Source organism: Pseudomonas sp. B40(2017), assembly GCF_002112855.1.
GTDB classification, from domain to species: Bacteria; Pseudomonadota; Gammaproteobacteria; order Pseudomonadales; family Pseudomonadaceae; genus Aquipseudomonas; species Aquipseudomonas pharyngis.
In genome coordinates, this window is the sequence record NZ_NEIT01000010.1 from 66,117 (window position 1) to 84,206 (window position 18,090).

General features: G+C 61.1%; 15 protein-coding genes and 1 pseudogene. 2 read left to right on the top strand and 14 right to left on the bottom strand.

All coding sequences use genetic code 11. From position 1 onward, the window contains the following. Nucleotides 1-6: 6 nt before the first annotated feature. The 14 genes and pseudogenes from CAF76_RS25980 to CAF76_RS26045 form a co-directional block, all read right to left on the bottom strand. A complete protein-coding gene (locus CAF76_RS25980) occupies nt 7-2,394 on the bottom strand; it encodes a TonB-dependent siderophore receptor (RefSeq protein WP_085649100.1) in 2,388 nt (795 codons plus the stop codon). 388 nt (nt 2,395-2,782) lie between these two features. Further along, nucleotides 2,783-3,448, bottom strand: coding sequence for a sulfite oxidase-like oxidoreductase (locus CAF76_RS25985; RefSeq protein WP_085649101.1), 666 nt, complete (start codon nt 3,446-3,448; stop codon nt 2,783-2,785). A gap of 9 nt (nt 3,449-3,457) precedes the next feature. Next, nucleotides 3,458-4,513, bottom strand: coding sequence for a substrate-binding domain-containing protein (locus CAF76_RS25990; RefSeq protein WP_085649102.1), 1,056 nt, complete (start codon nt 4,511-4,513; stop codon nt 3,458-3,460). Between the two features lie 31 nt (nt 4,514-4,544). Beyond that, nucleotides 4,545-5,570: an ABC transporter permease gene (locus CAF76_RS25995; protein WP_085649103.1), complete on the bottom strand. Its 1,026-nt coding sequence runs from the start codon at nt 5,568-5,570 to the stop codon at nt 4,545-4,547. Continuing rightward, on the bottom strand, nt 5,563-7,119 hold the full coding sequence (locus CAF76_RS26000) for a sugar ABC transporter ATP-binding protein (RefSeq protein ID WP_085649104.1): 1,557 nt from the start codon (nt 7,117-7,119) through the stop codon (nt 5,563-5,565). Before CAF76_RS26000 ends, CAF76_RS25995 begins: the two co-directional genes overlap by 8 nt. 8 nt (nt 7,120-7,127) lie before the next feature. Beyond that, complete coding sequence (locus CAF76_RS26005; RefSeq protein WP_085611877.1) at nt 7,128-7,799, bottom strand: methionine ABC transporter permease; 672 nt, start codon at nt 7,797-7,799, stop codon at nt 7,128-7,130. Continuing rightward, the gene (locus CAF76_RS26010; RefSeq protein ID WP_085649105.1) at nt 7,796-8,596 is read right to left on the bottom strand and encodes a methionine ABC transporter ATP-binding protein; all 801 of its coding nucleotides are present in this window, start codon (nt 8,594-8,596) and stop codon (nt 7,796-7,798) included. Before CAF76_RS26010 ends, CAF76_RS26005 begins: the two co-directional genes overlap by 4 nt. Further along, a complete protein-coding gene (locus CAF76_RS26015) occupies nt 8,593-9,402 on the bottom strand; it encodes a MetQ/NlpA family ABC transporter substrate-binding protein (protein WP_039771213.1) in 810 nt (269 codons plus the stop codon). Before CAF76_RS26015 ends, CAF76_RS26010 begins: the two co-directional genes overlap by 4 nt. Nucleotides 9,403-9,444: 42 nt before the next feature. Then, nucleotides 9,445-10,497 (bottom strand): isopenicillin N synthase family oxygenase, encoded by a 1,053-nt coding sequence (locus CAF76_RS26020; RefSeq protein WP_085649106.1) that lies wholly within the window; start codon nt 10,495-10,497, stop codon nt 9,445-9,447. A gap of 182 nt (nt 10,498-10,679) precedes the next feature. Beyond that, nucleotides 10,680-10,790, bottom strand: a pseudogene (locus CAF76_RS28930) (PAAR domain-containing protein); the annotation flags it as partial. 128 nt (nt 10,791-10,918) lie between these two features. Continuing rightward, nucleotides 10,919-11,290 (bottom strand): fe2+ zn2+ uptake regulation protein, encoded by a 372-nt coding sequence (locus CAF76_RS26030; RefSeq protein WP_074690768.1) that lies wholly within the window; start codon nt 11,288-11,290, stop codon nt 10,919-10,921. An 89-nt stretch (nt 11,291-11,379) separates the two neighbouring features. Then, nucleotides 11,380-13,584: a TonB-dependent siderophore receptor gene (locus CAF76_RS26035; RefSeq protein ID WP_085649108.1), complete on the bottom strand. Its 2,205-nt coding sequence runs from the start codon at nt 13,582-13,584 to the stop codon at nt 11,380-11,382. 160 nt (nt 13,585-13,744) lie between these two features. Beyond that, nucleotides 13,745-14,146 (bottom strand): ParB N-terminal domain-containing protein, encoded by a 402-nt coding sequence (locus CAF76_RS26040; protein WP_039771147.1) that lies wholly within the window; start codon nt 14,144-14,146, stop codon nt 13,745-13,747. A gap of 15 nt (nt 14,147-14,161) precedes the next feature. Beyond that, nucleotides 14,162-15,049 carry a CoA ester lyase gene (locus CAF76_RS26045; RefSeq protein ID WP_085649109.1) on the bottom strand — a complete coding sequence of 296 codons (888 nt, stop codon included), beginning with the start codon at nt 15,047-15,049 and terminating at the stop codon, nt 14,162-14,164. Nucleotides 15,050-15,635: 586 nt separating this feature from the next. On the opposite strand from CAF76_RS26045, the gene CAF76_RS26050 reads away from it, so the two are divergent. Beyond that, nucleotides 15,636-17,030 (top strand): Y4yA family PLP-dependent enzyme, encoded by a 1,395-nt coding sequence (locus CAF76_RS26050; protein WP_085649110.1) that lies wholly within the window; start codon nt 15,636-15,638, stop codon nt 17,028-17,030. 14 nt (nt 17,031-17,044) lie between these two features. Then, the gene (locus CAF76_RS26055) at nt 17,045-18,088 is read left to right on the top strand and encodes a PLP-dependent cysteine synthase family protein (protein WP_064595772.1); all 1,044 of its coding nucleotides are present in this window, start codon (nt 17,045-17,047) and stop codon (nt 18,086-18,088) included. Nucleotides 18,089-18,090 lie beyond the last annotated feature (2 nt).

Sequence of the window (18,090 nt, forward strand, 5' to 3'; positions counted from 1 at the left end):
AAAGACTCAGAAGCCGTAGGTGGCGGTGGCGTAGTAATAAGCGCCGTTGGTGCCGATCGGCGAGAGCACGTCGTACGGCAGGTTGCCGCCGTAGTTGATGGCCGAGCCGGAGCGTTCCGGGTAGTTGTCGGTCAGGTTGTTGCCGCCCAGGGCGATGCTGAATTTCGGGGTGAATTTGTAGGTCACCTCGGCGTCCAGTTGCCACACCGCGCCGTAGGTTTGCTCAGGCTGCGAGTCGCCGAAATCGAACACCCGAGTCGTCTCGCCCTGGCGGGTCAGACGCCCGAGCAAACCCCAGTGTTCGCTGGTCCAGTTGGCAGAAAACACGAAGCGATCCTTGGGCGCGGCGTCGGTCAGGGTATTGCGTTCTTCGACCCCAACCAGCGCGTCGTTGTCGATCCCTAAGGCGGTCAGCTGCGACGGCGTGCCCTTGGTGCTGGTGACCTTGGTGTGGTTGTAGGTGTACGCGGTGGTCAGGCCGAGTTGCCCGTCGTAGAACGGCTGATGGTAGTTGAGCACCAGTTCGGCGCCGTCAGTGCGGGTGTCGGCGGCATTGGTGAAGAAGTTGACGTCGTGCACGCCCGGCACGCCGAAGTTGTCGTTGATGTAGCTTTCCAGCGCGTCGCTGCCGATTCGCTGCGACAGGGTGATCCGGTCCTTGACGTCGATACGGAACACGTCGAGCGACGCATCGAAGCGCTCGTTCAACTGGAACGTCAGGCCGAGGCTGAAGTTCTTCGAGGTTTCCGGATCGAGTTTTTCCGCGCCCAGGGCACGGGCAATCGGGTCGTTGACCGACAGCACGCGGATGTCGGTGAGCGTGCCGCCGTCGCCGAAGTTGCTGGTGGTGTTCTGGAAACCGCTCTGGGCCAGCGACGGCGCGCGGAAGTTGTTCGACACCGCACCGCGCAACGCCCATTGATCGGTCAGTTTGTAGCGACCGCTGAGCTTGCCGGTGAGTTTGCTCCCGGCGTCGTCGTAATGTTCCCAGCGCGTGGCGGCATCGACGAAGAAACGCTCGGTGAGATCACCGGACAATTCGGCGTAGGTGCCGAACACGTTGCGATCCAGATCCGACTCTTCACTCGGGCGCAAGCCGTTAGCGCCATCGGCCCCGGAGCCAATCCAGGAGGCCTCGTCCCCGGCGAAGGTCAGGTAGTTTTCGTAGCGATATTCGCCGCCCAGCGCCAGCACGAACGAGCGGCCGCCGAGGCGCAATTCGCGGCTGAAATCCAGGTTGGTGGTGGTCTGGCGCAGCTCGTAATCGCCGGTGTCGAAACGGGTCGGCGAGTCCGCGCCGAGGCTGACGTTGAGGGTGCGACGGGTCGCCGATTCGAAGCGGTTGCGCCCGTGGGTGACGCTGCTGTCGAAATCCCAGTCGTCGCCGATCAGGCCTTTGTAGCCGGCGGTGGCGGAGATGTCGGTGTTGTCGCCCAACGATTGCGGCAGGTAGCCGTTGGGGTAGAACTGCGGCTGCTCGGACGGGTAGCGATAGAACTCGGCGCCGGTGGTGTGGCGTTCGTTGTAGGTGCCGAAGCTGTAGGCCTTGCCGCCGGCCAACGGCAATTCTCCGTTGAACCAGGCGTTGACGTCCCGCGCCACGCCGTCGCCCATCACGTAGTTGCGCTGGCCCGGGGTGTCGGCGAAGCCGTCGTAGCCGGCGCGGTTGGTCGGGTTGCGATCCTTGTACTCGGTGCCGCCACGAATGAAGCCGCCCTCCTCGCCCAGCCGTGTGCCGATCTTGGCGGTGGTCACGCTGTTCTGGCCGTCGGTGGTGGTTTTGCCGATGGCGTCCTGGCGGGTGTGGTAGGCGCCGTAACTGGTGGAGACTTCGCCGCCTTCGGGGGCGTCGTCGAGGATGATGTTAATCACCCCGGCAATCGCGTCCGAGCCATACTGCGCGCCGGCGCCGTCGCGCAGCACTTCAATGCGTTTGATCGCGCTGATCGGGATCGAGTTGAAGTCCACCGGCGCCGTGCCGCGCCCGATTTTCGATGAGTCGTTGACCACCGCCGAGGTGTGCCGGCGCTTGCCGTTGACCAGCACCAGCACCTGATCCGGGCTCATCCCACGCAGCTGTGCGGCGCGCACATGGTCGGCGCCGCCGGAGTTGGACTGGCGCGGAAAACTGAACGACGGCAACAGCGTCTGCAACGCCTGGCCCAGCTCGCCGCCACTGGCGCCGGCGGTCTTCAGGTCCTCGGCGGTCAACACATCTACCGGCACCGGCGAATCCAGCACTGTACGAGCAGTGCCCCGGGTGCCGGTGACCAGCACGGTACCCAGCCGTGTGTCATCGTCGACGCGCGCGGAAGACTCTTCGGCTTGCGCAGGAAGTTGCCAGATTGCACTGACAACAGCGATGGCGAGTAATGAACGCGAACGGTGAATCATGCGACAGCTCCTTGAATCGCAGTTAATAACCGGCCGCTGCCGAATCATGAAGTGTCGGCAATCGGTGCACGGCAATTTCTGCTGTAGTTTTGATATTCAGAAAGGCAGCCAAGTGTGTTGAGCAACTATCGGCTGTTAGAGCGCAAGAACCCCAAAGTTAGTAGAACCCCCTGTTTACCGATGCTAGACGAGCGGTCCTCTGCCGCAAAAGAACCAATAACGCTTAGGTTATGCCCGACGAACGGAGTGTTGCCTGAGCAACACTTGTGTTTGCGCAACAACATGAATACCCAACTAACCAACAACTAATCACGCACAAAAACGCACTCCAAATTGTTGTAGAGAGCGTTATTAATCTGTGCTTTTTTCGGTGCGAAGTTAGATGCCGTCAGTCGAAGTCCTTTTCCCGCCAGGCATCTTCGGCAATGTCCAGCGCATCGCCGCTGAAGCGCTGTTCAATGAACGGATCGGCGTGCAAGTGAAAACCGTTACGCTCCCAGAAGCCCGGTTGTTCCTGATCGGTGAACTCGAGCCCGCGCAGCCATTTCGCGCTCTTCCAGAAGTACCGCCCCGCCACCACCAGACGCAGCGGCCAACCATGCTGCGCGGTCAGCGGCTGACCGTCGTAATGGGTGGCCAGCAGGCTGTGCGGATTCAGCAGGTCGTCGAGGCGCAGGTTGGTCTGGTAATCGTGATCGGCGTGGGCCATGACGAAGGACGACGTCGGCCGGATATCCAGAGCCTGCAACAGGTCTTGCAGGTGCACGCCGCTCCAGCGGGTGTCGAACTTCGACCAGCGTGTCACGCAATGAATGTCGCATTGCAACGAGCGTTGTGGCAGCGCTTGCAGATCGGCGTAGGTCAGCTCGACCGGGTTGGCCAAAGTGCCGAACAGTCGTAGCGACCACGTCGTCAGGTCATAGGCCGGCACCTCGCCCTCGTGAAGGATCGGGAAGCGCTCCGTCAGCACTTGCCCCGGCGGCAGCCGTTCGCCCAGCGCCACATCGGCTTTCGGCGAACGGCTCTTGCGTAGGCGCGCAGCCTTGTCGTGCATGTCGGTTCCTCAGTTCGCCACGGGAATCCACGGTGCCCGCGCGACATTGGCGGTGTCACCGAAGGCCGGCAGTTTCTGCCCCAGGTCCTGTACGTTTTTCACGTCCAGATCCAGCAGCTGCTGACGGGTGATCAAGGTCGGCGGCACCAATACTTTTGGTCCTGGATTTTCCCCGGCGATCAGCATCGCCAGGCTGCGTACGCTGATCGCCCCGGCCACCTGCGGATTGACCGCGGCGGTGGCGGCCCAGGCGCTGTCCGGTTCTTTCATGATCTGGATGTCGGCGGTGGAAATGTCGGCGCTGTAGATCTTCACCTTGCGGCTCAGACCCGCCTCATCGACGGCGATCTTCGCGCCTTTGGCAAACTCGTCGAACGGCGCAAAAATCACGCTGATCCCCGGATTGGCCCGCAACACGGCGCTGGCCTGATCCGCCACCGAGTTGGCAATCGGCGGATTGAGCGTGCCGAAGCGCGCCTTCTCGATGATCCCCGGATTGCTCGCCTTGACCTGGCTCCAGATCTCGTCGCGGCGCTCCATCGGCGTGAAACCGCTGATGTAGACATACCCGGCGTCGAAGCGGGTGCCGTTGTCCTTGAGCGCTTGATCGAGTGCCAGCCGCGCCAGTGCGTGGTGATCCTGCTCGACCTGAGTCACTTGCGGCGTGTTCAGGTCGACGTCGAATGCGACGACCTTGATGCCTTTGGCCAGCGCCCGCTCAATCGGCCCTTTGAGGGTTTCCGCCAGCCCCAGTTGCACGATGATCCCGTCGACACCGAGATCGGCGGCCTGATCGATCATCTCGCCCTGGCTCGCCGCCTGTTGCCGCGCGTCGAACACCCGCAGGTTGGCGCCCAGCGCTTCGGTCTGTTTCTCCACGCCGCGCAGATAGGCTTCGGGAAAATCCCCGGAAAACAGATAGCCCACCAGCGCGATCTGTACCTGACCTTTATCGAACGGCGCCGGTGCGCCGGGCAAGGCCTTGGCCTGGGCATTGAGGGCCAGCGCCGAGAGCAGCGCCCCGGCGAGGCAATGACGTGCGAACTGTTTGATTGAACCGTGCATGGATCTTTCCTTGAAGCATCAATGAACCGGCTCAGCGCGCCCGATGCGCGAGGCCGAAGGTGAACATCAGGGCCAGCACCAGCACCAATCCCTTGACGAAATCCTGCGCGTAATACGGCGCGTTGAGCATGGTCAGGCCGTTGAGCAACGAGGCCACCAGCAGCGCGCCGACCAGCGTGCCGAACGCGTTGGGCTTCTTCGCCCCGAGCACGGCAAAACCGATCAGCGCAGCACCCAGCGCATCGAGCACCAGACCGTTGCCGGAGCTGACATCACCGCGCCCCAATCGCGCCGCCAGCAGCAAGCCGCCCAGCGATGCGAGCAGCGCCGAAAGCACATAAGCCAGCAACTTGAAGCGCTGCACCGGCGCACCGGCCAGACGCGCCGCCTGCTCGTTGCCGCCAATCGCATAGAACAACCGGCCGATGCGCGTGCGTTCGAGAAACAGCCACACCGCCACCGCGACCACCGCCGTGATCAACACCGGAACCGGCACGATGTCCCACAGCCGTCCACGGCCCAGCGCCAGAAACAACGCACTGAACGATCCTTCGGCTTCGTCGCCATTGGGCAGGGTCATGCCCACCGCAATCGAGCGGCCGCCCGTGGGGATCAGTTGCACGCCGATCACCAGGAACATGCTGCCGAGCGTCGCGAGAATGTCCGGCACGCGCATCTTCACGATCAGCCAGCCGTTGAGCAGCCCGACCAGTGCGCCACCCGCCAGGCTGATCAGTACCGCCGGCACCGCGCCCCAACCGAGCACCACCATCACGTAACTGGCGATCATCAGGCTCATGGCCGCCACCGCGCCGATCGACAGATCCAGCCCGCCGACAGCCATGGTCAGCGTCACGCCCAGCGCCAGCAGCGCGACAATCGACACCGACTGCAAGATGCTGAACAGATTGCCGACCCGCAGAAACGCCGGTTCCGCCACACTGAAAAACACCACGATCAACGCCAGCACCCACAGCAGGCCATAGCGGATCAGCGCTTGCACGAATCGCTCGGACGGCGCCAGGGCGGATGACAACAGGGAACTCGAATCAGGCACTCGCTCTACTCCTTGGCGCGGCATGAACAACAGAATTTTGCGGATCGCTGCCGGCCAGCCCTGCGACCAGAGTGGCGCGATCCAGCCCGGCACGCGGGTACTCGGCCACCACCGCGTGATCGCGCACCAGTAGAATGCGGTCGGCGATCTCCAGCGCTTCATCGACATCGGAACAGATCACCAGCGTGGCGCGGCCAGCGGCGCTGTCGCGCAGCAACTGGCCGATCTCGCGCCGGGCACGCACATCGACGCCCTGAAACGGCTCGTCGAGGATCAGCACCCTGCCCTCGCCGAGCAACCAGCGACCGAGCACGACTTTCTGCTGATTGCCGCCGGACAACGCACTCATCGGCACATCAATGCCGGCGGTCTTGATTCCCAACGCCGAGACTTGCGCCTCGACCGCCGCGGCTTCGGCACGGTTGCGGATGAAACCGCCCCGGGTGAAGCGTTCGAGGAACGGCAAGGTCAGGGTTCGGCGCAATGAAAAATCCGGCACCAGCGATTGGCTCGCGCGATCTTCTGCGGCGAAGAACACGCCATTCTGGATTGCCTGGCGTGGCGAGCCCGGTTGCCACTCGATGCCATCCAGTTGCAGAAAGCCGGACAACGGTTTGCGCAGCCCGAACAGCACTTCAGCGATTTCGCTTTTGCCGGCGCCGAGCAATCCGGTCAGCACCACCACTTCGTTTTCGTGCAAGGTCAGATCGAAAGCCTGGGTGCGCGGCAGGATCTTCACGTCGCGCAGTTTCAGCACTTCGCGCCCCGCCGCTCGCGGTGTGTAGACGTGAGCCTCCAGCGCCTGACCAAGCATCGCCTCCAACGCCTCGGGCAATTGCCGGGCACTGAACTCACCCGCCAGTTGCCCGTCACGCAAGACCACGGCGCGGTCAGCCACTCGTTGCAGATCGGACAGCCGATGAGAGATGTACAGAATCGCCACGCCACGGCTGCGCAAGGTGTCGATCAGCCCGAACAGGCGCCGCGCTTCGGCATCCGACAGGGCCGCCGTCGGCTCGTCGAGAATCAGCAGGCGTGGTTGCAGGGCGAAGGCGCGGGCCAGCACCACCAGTTGCCGCTCGGCCTGGCCGAGGTGTTCGATCGGCTGCTCCAGCGGCAGCACCAGCCCGAGGCCAGCGGCGATACTCGCGGCGCGTTCCAGCAGACGTCTGCGATTGAGCCAGAAGTCCGCATCGGGCCGGCACAGTTCATCGAGCAGCAGGTTTTCCGCCACGCTCAAGCCGGGCGCGATGCCTTCATTGATCTGCTGATGAACCGCGACGATGCCGAAGCGGCGCGCCGACAGCGGCGAACTGAAATGCCGGGGCTGATCATCGATCCAGATCTCGCCGCCATCGTGGGTCTGGCTGCCGGCGAGGATTTTCACCAGCGTCGATTTGCCCGCACCGTTGGCGCCGAGCAGCGCCACCACTTCGGCGGGAAAAATATCCAGGCTGACCCGGTCCAGCGCCCGGTTCGAGCCAAAGGTCTTGCTCAGTTCACGTACACGAATCAGTGGCTCGGAGACCACGGCGACAGGCGCACCCATAAAATTCCTTAACGTCGATGAGCCAGCGAACGCACCAGTCGATCGCCCAGGCTTTGCACGCCCTGGACGAGGATGACCAACACCACGACGGTGGCGACCATCACTTCATTGTTGAATCGTTGATAGCCGTAGCGGATCGCCAGATCGCCCAGTCCACCGCCCCCGATCACCCCGGCCATGGAAGAAAAACCGATCAGCATCACCAGCGTCAGGGTGACGCCCGCCAGCAAGGCCGGCAGCGCTTCGGGCAACAGCACTTTGAAAATCACGTGGCGGATGTCACCGCCCATGGCGAGGATCGCTTCGATCCGGCCCTTTTCGACTTCGTCCAAAGCGTTCTCGACGATCCGCGCAAAAAACGGAAAGGCGCCGATGGTGATCGGCACCACGGCGGCAGTGCTGCCCAACGTAGTGCCGACCACCAGCCGGGTCAGCGGGATCAGGGCAATCAGCATCACCACGAACGGCAGCGAACGACCGAGGTTGATCACCGCGCCCAAGGCCTGGTTGAGCCTCGGCAACGGGTACAGACCCTGACGACGGCTGATGAACAGCAACACCCCCAGCGGCAAACCGATCAGCAACGTGAACAACCCGGCGAGCAGCACCATGTACAGGGTTTCGCCGGTAGCGTTGAGCACCAGTTGCAGGATTTCATTCCAGTCGATCACGCGGTTCATGAGTGGGCCGCCCGTACGCCGTATTGCCGCAGAAAACTCAAACCGGGCGCGTCATGTCCCAGCGGCAAGTCGCAACTGGGCCGCAGGGAAGCGCCGAGGGCGGACTGCGGATCGGCCAGCAATCGAGCGACTGGCCCCGCCTCCACCAGTTTTCCATTGGCCATGGACGCGGCGTGATCGCAGATCGACTTGACCACGTCCAGTTCGTGGGTGATCAGCACGATGGTCAAACCGAGTTGCCGATTGATGTCGCGCAACAGCTCCAGAATCGACGCGGTGGTTTCCGGGTCGAGGGCGCTGGTGGCTTCGTCCGACAGCAGATACGCCGGTCGTGCCGCCAGGGCCCGGGCAATGCCGACCCGCTGTTTCTGCCCGCCGGACAGTTGCGATGGAAAGGCTTCGGCCTTGTCGCCCAGGCCCACCAGATCCAGCAGTTCCCGAACCCGTTCATAACGCTGTGGCTTGGCAACCTTGGCGATTTCCAGCGGCACCGCGACGTTGTCGAACACGTTGCGCGAATGCAGCAGGTTGAAGCCCTGAAAGATCATGCCGATGCGCTGACGCTGGCGGCGCAACTCACGGTCGGACAGCGCGGTGAGGTCTTCGCCGTCCAGCAGAATCCGCCCGGCATCCGGGCGTTCGAGCAGATTGAGGCAGCGCAGCAGCGTCGATTTACCCGCGCCGCTGCGCCCGAGAATCCCGTAGATCGCGCCATCGGGAATGCTCAGCGACACCTGATCCAGCGCCGGAGCCGACGCTGACGGATAGGTCTTGCTCAACTGCTCGACGACGATCATGGCTTGGCATCCGCCACCGGGATCACAGAGCCCTTGAAGTTCTCGGCGATGTACTTGGCGACTTGCGGCGAGGTCAGGTCCTTGGCCAATTGCTGGATGCGCGGATCGTTTTCCAGTTTCGGCGTGGTCACCAGAATGTTGGCGTACGGGTTGTGCTCGGCCTTCTCCAGCCCCAGCGCATCCCTGGCCGGCACCAGCCCCGCTTCCAGCGCGTAGTTGCCATTGATTACTGCCAGGTCCACGTCATCCAACGCACGAGGCAATTGCGGCGATTCGATTTCGAGGATCTTCAGCTGTTTCGGGTTTTCGGCGATGTCCTTGGGCGTTGCCTGATCGGCCGCCGGGTCATTGAAACCAGGCTTGAGCTTGATCAGGCCGTTGTCCTGCAACAGGTACAGCGCGCGGCTCAGGTTGGTGACATTGTTCGGCACCGCGACCGTGCCTTTGTCCGGCACCTGGGCGAAGGTTTTGTGGCGATGGGAGTAAATCCCCAACGGCTCGATGTGCACCGTGGCGGCCACCGCGAGTTTTTCGCCGAGAGCCTTTTCCTGGGATTGCAGGTACGGCAGATGCTGGAAGTAGTTGGCGTCCACATCGCCGTGCACCAGCAGTTCGTTGGAGTTCACGCCCTGCGGGATTTCGATCACCTTGAGGTTGAGCTGCGGATCGAGTTTCTGGATGTACGCCAGAATCTGCGCGTGGGGCACCGGGTCGGCGGCAACGCGCAATGGCTCCAGCGCCTGAGCACTGAACGAAGTCACCAGCGCGCCGAGGACGGCCAGGGTCAGGCCTGCTTTTTTCAACACTGCTGTTTTCAACATGGGAAAAATCCTTTTGCGAGTGATGGATCAGGCGTTGGCGGTCTTGCGCAACGGTGTCGGAGTATTCGCGACATCGGCGTAGAAGCGCTGCGCGACATCGGGATGGGAGCGCAGTCGACCCTTCAGATAATTCCAGCCGACATCGCGGAACAGCGGATTGAGCGGATCACTCGCCGGGCCGCGCGCCTCACGCAACAGCGCCGTCGGCAAGGGATAAAGCGGCACCACTGCATCCAGTTGTGCGCCGAGGAAAAACGCGATGGACAAGCGCTCGCTGCCCACCGGCGGCGACACCACACGATGCACCGTGGCACGCAGGTAACCGTTGGTGGCCAGCTCCAGCAATTCGCCGATGTTCACCACCAAGGTGTTGTCCCGAGGCAGCGCATCGATCCAGCGCCCCTCTTCGATTTCCACTTGCAGACCGGCCTGCTGGTCTTGCAGCAGGAAGCTGAGAAAACCCGAATCCTTGTGCGCGCCGACGCCCTGATTGCTCGCCGTCGAGGCTTGCCCCGGATAGCGCATCAGCTTGATGTGTTCGTTGGGTTTGTCGCCGTACAACCGGTCAAAAGCGTCTTCCGGCAAGGACAGCGCCTGAGCGAATGCGCGCAGCAGGCGCAGCGACATTTGGGTCATCGCCTGCTGCCAGTCGAGCAACAGCGGCTTGAGTTGCGGCAACGCCTCGGGCCATTGATTCGGCCCTTGCAGCCGCGCCCACAACGGACTGTCGGCGTTCAACGGCAAGACCTCACGCTCGGCGCCCAGATCGAATTGCTCACGCTGATCGGGCTGACCACGGGTGATCTCGGAGGCGGCGCTGTTGTAGCCGCGAAAGTGCGGCGAATTGATCATGCCGACAGCGGTTTTCTCGCTGTCAGGCAAAGCAAAGAACTGGCGCGCGTGGTCCTGCACTTGCTCGAGCAGGCCGGCGTCGATGCCATGACCGGTCAGGTAGAAAAAACCCACATCGCGGGCGGCATGGCGCAAGTCATCAAGAAATGCCTGGCGTTGCGACGGCGTACCGTCGAACAGGGACAGGTCGAGGATGGGTAATGCGGTGATGTCTGAAGTGTGCGGCATGATTCACTCCCGTGTGAATCAAACCTGAAGAGTCCGTGATCGATTCAGCGTGTGCCGTCATGGCAATCGGGGGTCTGTCGGTTTGATGCTTTTGGTTCGTCTATGAAACAAAACTAAACGATATTAAAAACACCGAACAAATATCTTTTTTGCATTAGCTTAGGTCTGTCTGACTACGGAGCTCAGCTGACTAACACGCCTTTCGGGCCGCTGGCGATAAGCGCCGCCCCACACGCAGTTTTCATCCCACCCAGCGCAATGGGCGTGCCATCGACGGTATAGGTGCTGCTGCCCCGGTGCGGAAATGAAGAAGTGAATAAGAGCCGGGCGCTGGCCGTGTTTGCGCGAATCAGAATTGACGGCCCCAACGAAAAAACCACCTGCGAACAGGTGGTTTGATCTGGCCGGCACACCCGATCACTCAGCGATCGGCATGCTGCTCCAGCATCGCATAGGCCTCGCCGGTGAAACGGTAGCTTTTGTCGGGCTGAAACACGATGACGCCCTCTTCGCACAAACGCTTGAGCACTTCCCTGACGCTGATGAACTGAATGCCGCTGACAAATGCCTGCAGATACCCATGCACCCCGCGCCCGCCAACGGCGCGTCCTTCCCGTGTGGCAACCAGCAAGGCATCGATCACCTTGATCCGGATCAGGCTGGTGCGCAGCCCGTAATAATGCAGCAGCTCACGGATATGCTCGTTGGTGCTGCGCTCGAAATCGAAGGCTCGCTGGACTTTCGGAATCGGCAATGGCGTACCAGAGGAAGTCGATGCCGGGCTGGTTAACATTCGAATACTCCTTTCCTTGAAGGCTCTATGATCAACCGCTGTGCGTAGCTCTATATAGAAGAAGGCGCACCCGACAGTGCGCCCCCGGATCAGAAGTCGACGGTCGCCGACAACTGCAACGTGCGTGGGTAGCCCGGGGAGAACGCGCCATAGGACGCCACACCCGACCAGTACTCGCGATCAAACACGTTCTGCACCGTGGCGCGGAATGTCGTTGGCCGACCTTCGATCTTGGTGGCGTAGCGAGCGCCGGCGTCGATGCGGGTCCAGGAAGGCAGTTCCTGGGTGTTGGCCTGATTGACGTATTGGCTGTCGGTGTAGATCGCGCCGCCGGTCAGGGTGAAACCTTCGACCCACGGTGTGTCCCACTCGGCCCAGAGGTTGGCCTGGACATCCGGCACGCCCACCGGTTTGTTGCCACGGTTGGCGGCGGTGGCCGAATCCGTCAGTTCGCCATCGAGCAAGGTCACGCCGCCCATCAGGCGGGTGCCCGGCGCGACTTCACCGAACATGCTCAGCTCGACACCACGGTTACGTTGTTCGGCTTGCACCGAGAACACGTTGCCGGCGCCGATTTCGCCGCTCGGCTTCTCGATCTGGAACAGCGCCAGGGTGGTCATGAACGTGCCGTGTTCGTACTTCACGCCGATTTCGTGCTGCTTGGACTTGTAGGGTGCGAAGGTTTCGCCGGAGTTTGCTGCAGTGCCCGGAGCGATATCACCTTTGCTCAGGCCTTCGACGTAGTTGTAGTACAGCGAAACGTCGTCCCACGGTTTGACCACCACGCCTGCCAACGGCGTCGTCGCGTTGTCGTCGTAACGGGAGCTGACCGCACCCGAAGCGTTGTAGTTACGCGATTCGATGTCCTGACGGCGCACGCCGAGGGTCAACTGGATCCGGTCATCGAGAAAGCCCAGGGTGTCGGTCAACGCGATGCCGGACAGTTCCGATTCGGAAATGCGCAGCACTTTCGGCGAGTTGATGTACTGCTTGGGCACGTCCACCGGGTGGTAGATGTTCGAGCGGATCTCTGTGCCGTTGTTGATGCCACGGGACAACTCGTCCTGATAACGGGTCGCCATGATCGTGGTCGTGTGGGTGACCGGGCCGGTGGCGAACAGCGCACGCATGCCCACGTCGGCCGTCGAACGGTCGACGTTGAATTTGTAGTAGCCGGGGATGTTGCTGGTGTCGCCGGCGTCGTTGAGGATTCGCGGCACCTGGTCGGACATGCGCTTGACGTCGGAGCGGCCACCGCCGGCGTGGGCGAATACCGTCAGATTATCGTTGAGGTCGTACTCGCCGCCGAGCAAGGCCGACTGCTCCTTGGTGTCCGACCAGCCCCAGTCCTGCGGCAGGTTGGTGCGGCCGTTGGGCGCCGATGGAATCTCGACGCCCGGTGCGATGGTGAACGGGCGCGACGCCGCCTCGAAGCTCTCTTTCTGGCTGATGAAATCCAGGTTCAGACGCAAGCGCTCGCCCTGGTAGTCGAGGGCGATGGCACCGATGTTGAGGTCCCTCTCCTGATCATCCACCGCAGTGTCGCCGCCCTGAAGGCTGCCATTGAAACGTACGCCGAACTGGTTTTCGTCACCGAAACGCCGACTGATGTCCAGATGCCCGCCCACTTGCGAGTCCGACGCGTAACTGCCGGTGAAGCGGGTCAGGTCTTCGGCCAGCGGCCGTTTGGGTACGATGTTGATCACGCCGCCAACGCCACTGTTGGGCGAAATCCCGTACATCAGCGCGCCTGGACCCTTGAGCACTTCGACGCGCTCGGCGTATTCGGTGAACACGCGATAGTTGGGCGCAACGCCGTACACACCGTCATAGGCCAGCTCGCCGAGGTTGCCCTCGCCTATCGCAAATCCCCGGATGAAAAACGAATCGACGATCCCACCGGTCTGCCCGGTCGAGCGCACCGATGGGTCGCGCTCCAGTGCATCAGCCACGGTGACCGTTTGCAGATCCGCGAGGGTTTTGGCGGTGTAGCTGGTCACGCTGAACGGCGTGTCCATCACGTCTTTGTTGCCCACCATCCCCAGCCTTGCGCCTCGGGCAACCTGCCCGCCGGCGAGGACTTCCGGCAATGCGGTTGCGCCGTTGTAACGGGCGTTGACGTTGGTGGTGTCCAGCGTCAGCCCTTCGGTGGCGGCGGCGTCCTGTTGCTCGGGTTGCTTGGGGTCTGCTGCCCAGGCAGTGGCGCTTCCTGCGGCCAGGATAGAACTCAGCATCGCGGTGCGAATGGCCAGTGTGAGGGCGCGTTCACTGCAGGGTCGGCGTGCAACAGACATGACGATTGGGTCCTTCTCGAATGGCTGAAAATGGTAATGACTCCTATTTGCCAGTCGACAATCGAAAAAGTATCAGCGTGGCCGAATATTTTTTTGCGCGGATCGCCCGCAGGGGAAAACGCCGGAGGATGGGGCAGTGAAACCCACCCTCCGACGCCGATCAGTCATACAGGCAGTGCAGCGGGATGGAGACCACCGGCAGCGCGGGGTCGAACGCGTGGCGGGTGGTCTTGTACGGGAACAATTCGCCACGCTCGATGGTGGTGAAAATCTGCGCCACTTCGAACGCTTGTCCGGTTTGCCAGTGGCGCACACAAACCCGTGGGTCGGCGTAGTCGAGCTGGATGCACGGCACGCGTTTCAACCCCAGTGCCCGCGCTGCGTTGAACCGGTGGTTGCCGTCCATCACGATGCCCCGGGAACGCTCGACGATGATCGGTTCCAGCCAATGCCCGGCCTGGATGATCGCCTCGCGCAGACGTTGCACGTTGAGCGGATCGACCTGCTCGGATTGCCGCACGTCGCACAGCGCACGCAAGGCAATCTGGTAACCATGTCCCATGCTTCACCCCCGGTTTCAGCAGGCATCCGCGTTGGCGAGCAGCGCGTACTGGCTGGCCATGTCCCGCAGGCGCTGGGCCTGTTCGATGAGCGGCAGATCGACCATTTCGCCGTCGACCTGCACCGCGTGACTGCCCCCGGCCACCGCGCTCAGGACCCGATCCGCCCACGCCAGTTGGCGGGCGTTGGGCAGGAAGGCTTTCTGCACCGTGGTGATTTGCGAAGGATGGATACACAGCTTGGCGCCGAACCCCAGCGACCGGGCGTAACGCGAGTCGCGCTCGACCAACGCCATGTCGCTGATGGCCGGGGTCACGCCATCGATCGGCGCCGGTAACCCGGCCACCCGCGAAGCCAGCACGATGCGATTGCGGGCGAACAGAAACGCTTCGGGAATCTGGCTGCAATCGATGTCCAGGGAAAAATCCAGCGAACCGAATGCCAGCCGCGCCAACCCGGGAATCGCCGCAATCGCCTCGACCTGATGCAAGCCCTTGGCGGTCTCGATGATGGCGACGATCTGCAGCTCTGGGTTCCATTCCAGCAGGCGCCCGACGACATGGGACAGGCTCTGCGGGCATTCGGCCTTGGGCAGGAAAATCCCCGCGCAGCGCTCGGGGTAGCGCATATCGCCCAGCCACGTCATGTCCTGGCGAAACAGCGAACTGCCGACGCTGTTCAGCCGGATGTAACGCCGGCAGGCGGTTTCAGGCGTGCTCTGTTGCCAGGCCCAGATCGACGCCCGGGCCACGGCTTTGCTGTTCGGATGAACGGCATCTTCGAGGTCGAGAATGATCGCGTCCGGCCCGGCTTCGACCGCTTTGGAAAAACGCTCCGGGCGGTTGCCGGGAACGAACAGGTAGCTGATGGGAAGCGTAGCGTTGGTGCTGTGACGAACAGTCATCGGGACTCTCCTGAGCGTGCTTCAGTCGTGGGTTTAAAAAAAATTCGAACACCTGTTACAGGGGAAAAACCGGGTTGATTTCAGGCGCATTGAATCAATCGTCAACACCTTGAATAACAAGGCGTTAAGAGAATTTTTAATCAATACGCGAGCGCTTACTTGAGCATGCGAATAAGCGGCTTCGCACTCCCCTGTTGTGTGTGTTCATTCAAAAATATTTGAAAACCTTACTTGATAATCGTTCCCGTTCGCAATATTGTTCGAGCCGCTGACAGGGTCGAGACTCAAATCAAGACTTGCGATTTTGTTCACGGAAAGTTCGGCGCAATGATGTCATTTACATGTCAGGCAATGGCACTTCAAAAGCGACAAGGCCATATTTTATTGGCCTTCTCCTTGCCTGCCTGAGCCTTAAGGAGTGGGGTTCTCATGAAACAGATTTGTGAAAATTTTATGAAAGAGCATGCCCCTTGTTTAATTCCAGAGCGGATCTGTCATCCGCCTCCACCTTTTTAAACATTCGTATCTGACGAGCAGCAAGAACACGCAACATACATATGGCGATTATTTACGCCAGAGGTTTTCTATGCCTGAATTAATTGCGCCGCCCATTAAAGAAACAACTGTAGCTCAGTACACAAAAGTGCTGAAACCGTTACTCGACCCTATTATCGAAAACTTTCTTCAACATTCACCGGGAAAACTTGTTGAGCTTGTTAAACAACACGGATCGCCGCTGAATCTGGTGTGGCCACATGCCTTTGAGGCCAACGCCCAGGCGCTGCAATCGGTGCTGAAGAAGCACAACGTTGACTACGCGATTTTCTACGGCGCCAAAGCCAACAAGTCCCAGTGCCTGCTGGCTGCGGCTGCGTCGTCAGGCATCGGCACTGACGTATCGAGCCTGTTTGAACTGCAAGCTGCGCTGCGCGCCGGGACCGAAGCGGAACATCTGTGCGCAACCGGGCCGGCGAAGACGACCGCGTTTCATCAAGCGCTGGTGCAAGGCGGTTCGCTGATTTGTGTGGATTCCCGAGAGGAATTCAGCGAGCTAACAGCGTTGCTCGACACCTCGCCGTCACCGGCAAAAGCCCGAGTCCTGCTGCGTTACAGGCCAACAAATTGCTCGTCGAGCCGCTTCGGAATGGGCGCCGATGACGTGTTTCAGTGCCTGCAATGGCTGACGGAACATCGGGAGTCGTTGCACTTCGAAGGGTTCCATTTCCACCTCGGCGGATACGGCTACGAAACCCGGGTGCAGGCTTTCCGTGAAGTGACCGGTTTTTTCGATGCAGCCAGGGAAATGGGCCTCGACCCGGTCATGATCGACATCGGTGGTGGCCTGCCGATGCGCTATGTCGACCCGCAGGAGTACGACAGTTTTTTGCAGAACGACAACAACCCTGGTCATTATCAGAATCGTCGAGTACCCAACTCTTATTACCCTTATGGCAGCAGTCTGACGGCTTGCCAGTGGCTGGACTTATTCCTGGCGTCGGAGCATTCCCCGGAAAAAACCATTGCCGGTTACTTGAAGAGTCAGAATATAAAACTGGCACTGGAGCCCGGCCGAAGTCTGGTGGATCAAGCAGCGGTCACCGTCTTTCGCGTAACGCGCACCAAACAATTGGCCGACAACAAAGTTGTGATATTCGCCGAAGGCAGCAGTTTCAGCGCGTGCGAAACCTGGTTTTCATCTGAATACCTTGTCGATCCAATCCTGATCACTTCGAAAGAATCGAGACACGTTCCGATGCAAGCCTACATCGCCGGACATAGTTGCCTGGACGATGATGTGATTACTCATCGATTGATCAACTTCGAAACAACACCGCAAACCGGCGATTTATTGATCTATGCCAATACCGCCGGTTATCAGATGGACTTGCTGGAAAACGAATTTCATCGCCACCCGTTGCCACGGCGACTGATGGCGACTTGTTGTACGGAAGGTAACTACGCATTCACACCTGACTATTAAGGGAAGACGTCCAGATGATACTGAATAAAGTTTCGGATCTTATTGGCAATACACCAATGTTGGGCATTGATGTTCCGGATAGCAACGCTCGACTTTTGCTCAAGATAGAGAAGAACAACCCCGGCGGCAGCATTAAAGACCGTATGGCGCGCAACATGGTATTGGCGGCGCTCAAGTCCGGAAAGTTGAAACCCGGTGGCGTGGTCGTGGAATCGTCCTCCGGCAATACCGGCATCGGCCTGGCGATGGCAGCCGTGGAGTTCGACCTGCATTTCATTGCGGTGGTCGATCACCATGCGGCGCAGGACAAGATCGCGGTGATGAAGGCTCTGGGCGCCGAAATCCGTTTTGTCGCCGGCACTTACCGCGAAGACGAAGTGGCCGTGGTCGAGCGTCAACGGTTGGCGGCCGAACTGGCTTCGCAGATCCCCGGCGCGGTGTTCATGAACCAGTCCGACAACGCGGCCAACGCTGGCGGCTACAGCGATTTTGTGCGTGAAACCATCGCCCAGGCCGGTGGCCACATCGGCGCGTACGTTGGCTGCGTCGGCACTGGCGGTTCGATGACCGGCATCGCCCGCGGTCTGAAACTGCACAACCCGGACATCGTTACCGTCGCCGTCGAACCGGCCGGTTCCATCGTCTTCGGCCATCCCGGCTATCCCTATTACCAATCGGGAACCGGCACGCCTGCCGGTGACACCGTCGGTCTGGTGCTCGACTACAGCTGCATCGACCTGGGCTTGCAGGTCACCGATTCCCAGGCCTTCGAAACCGCCCGCTACATCGCGCGCAACCTGGCACTGCTGGTCGGCGGCTCCACCGGCGGAGCGATCTTCAAGGCGCTGGAGCTGATTCACAAAGGCACGTTGACCGGCAACGTTGTGGTGCCGATTGCCGACGGCGGCGAGAAGTACTTGCACACCGTGTTCGACGACAAATGGCTGCAAGAGCGGGATCTGCTCGACCCGGACGTCGCCCCGCAACTGGACCGCTGGCTGGGCAAGACCCGCTGGCTGGAATCCGACGCTACTCCCTTGCAATTGAGCGTCGCCTGACG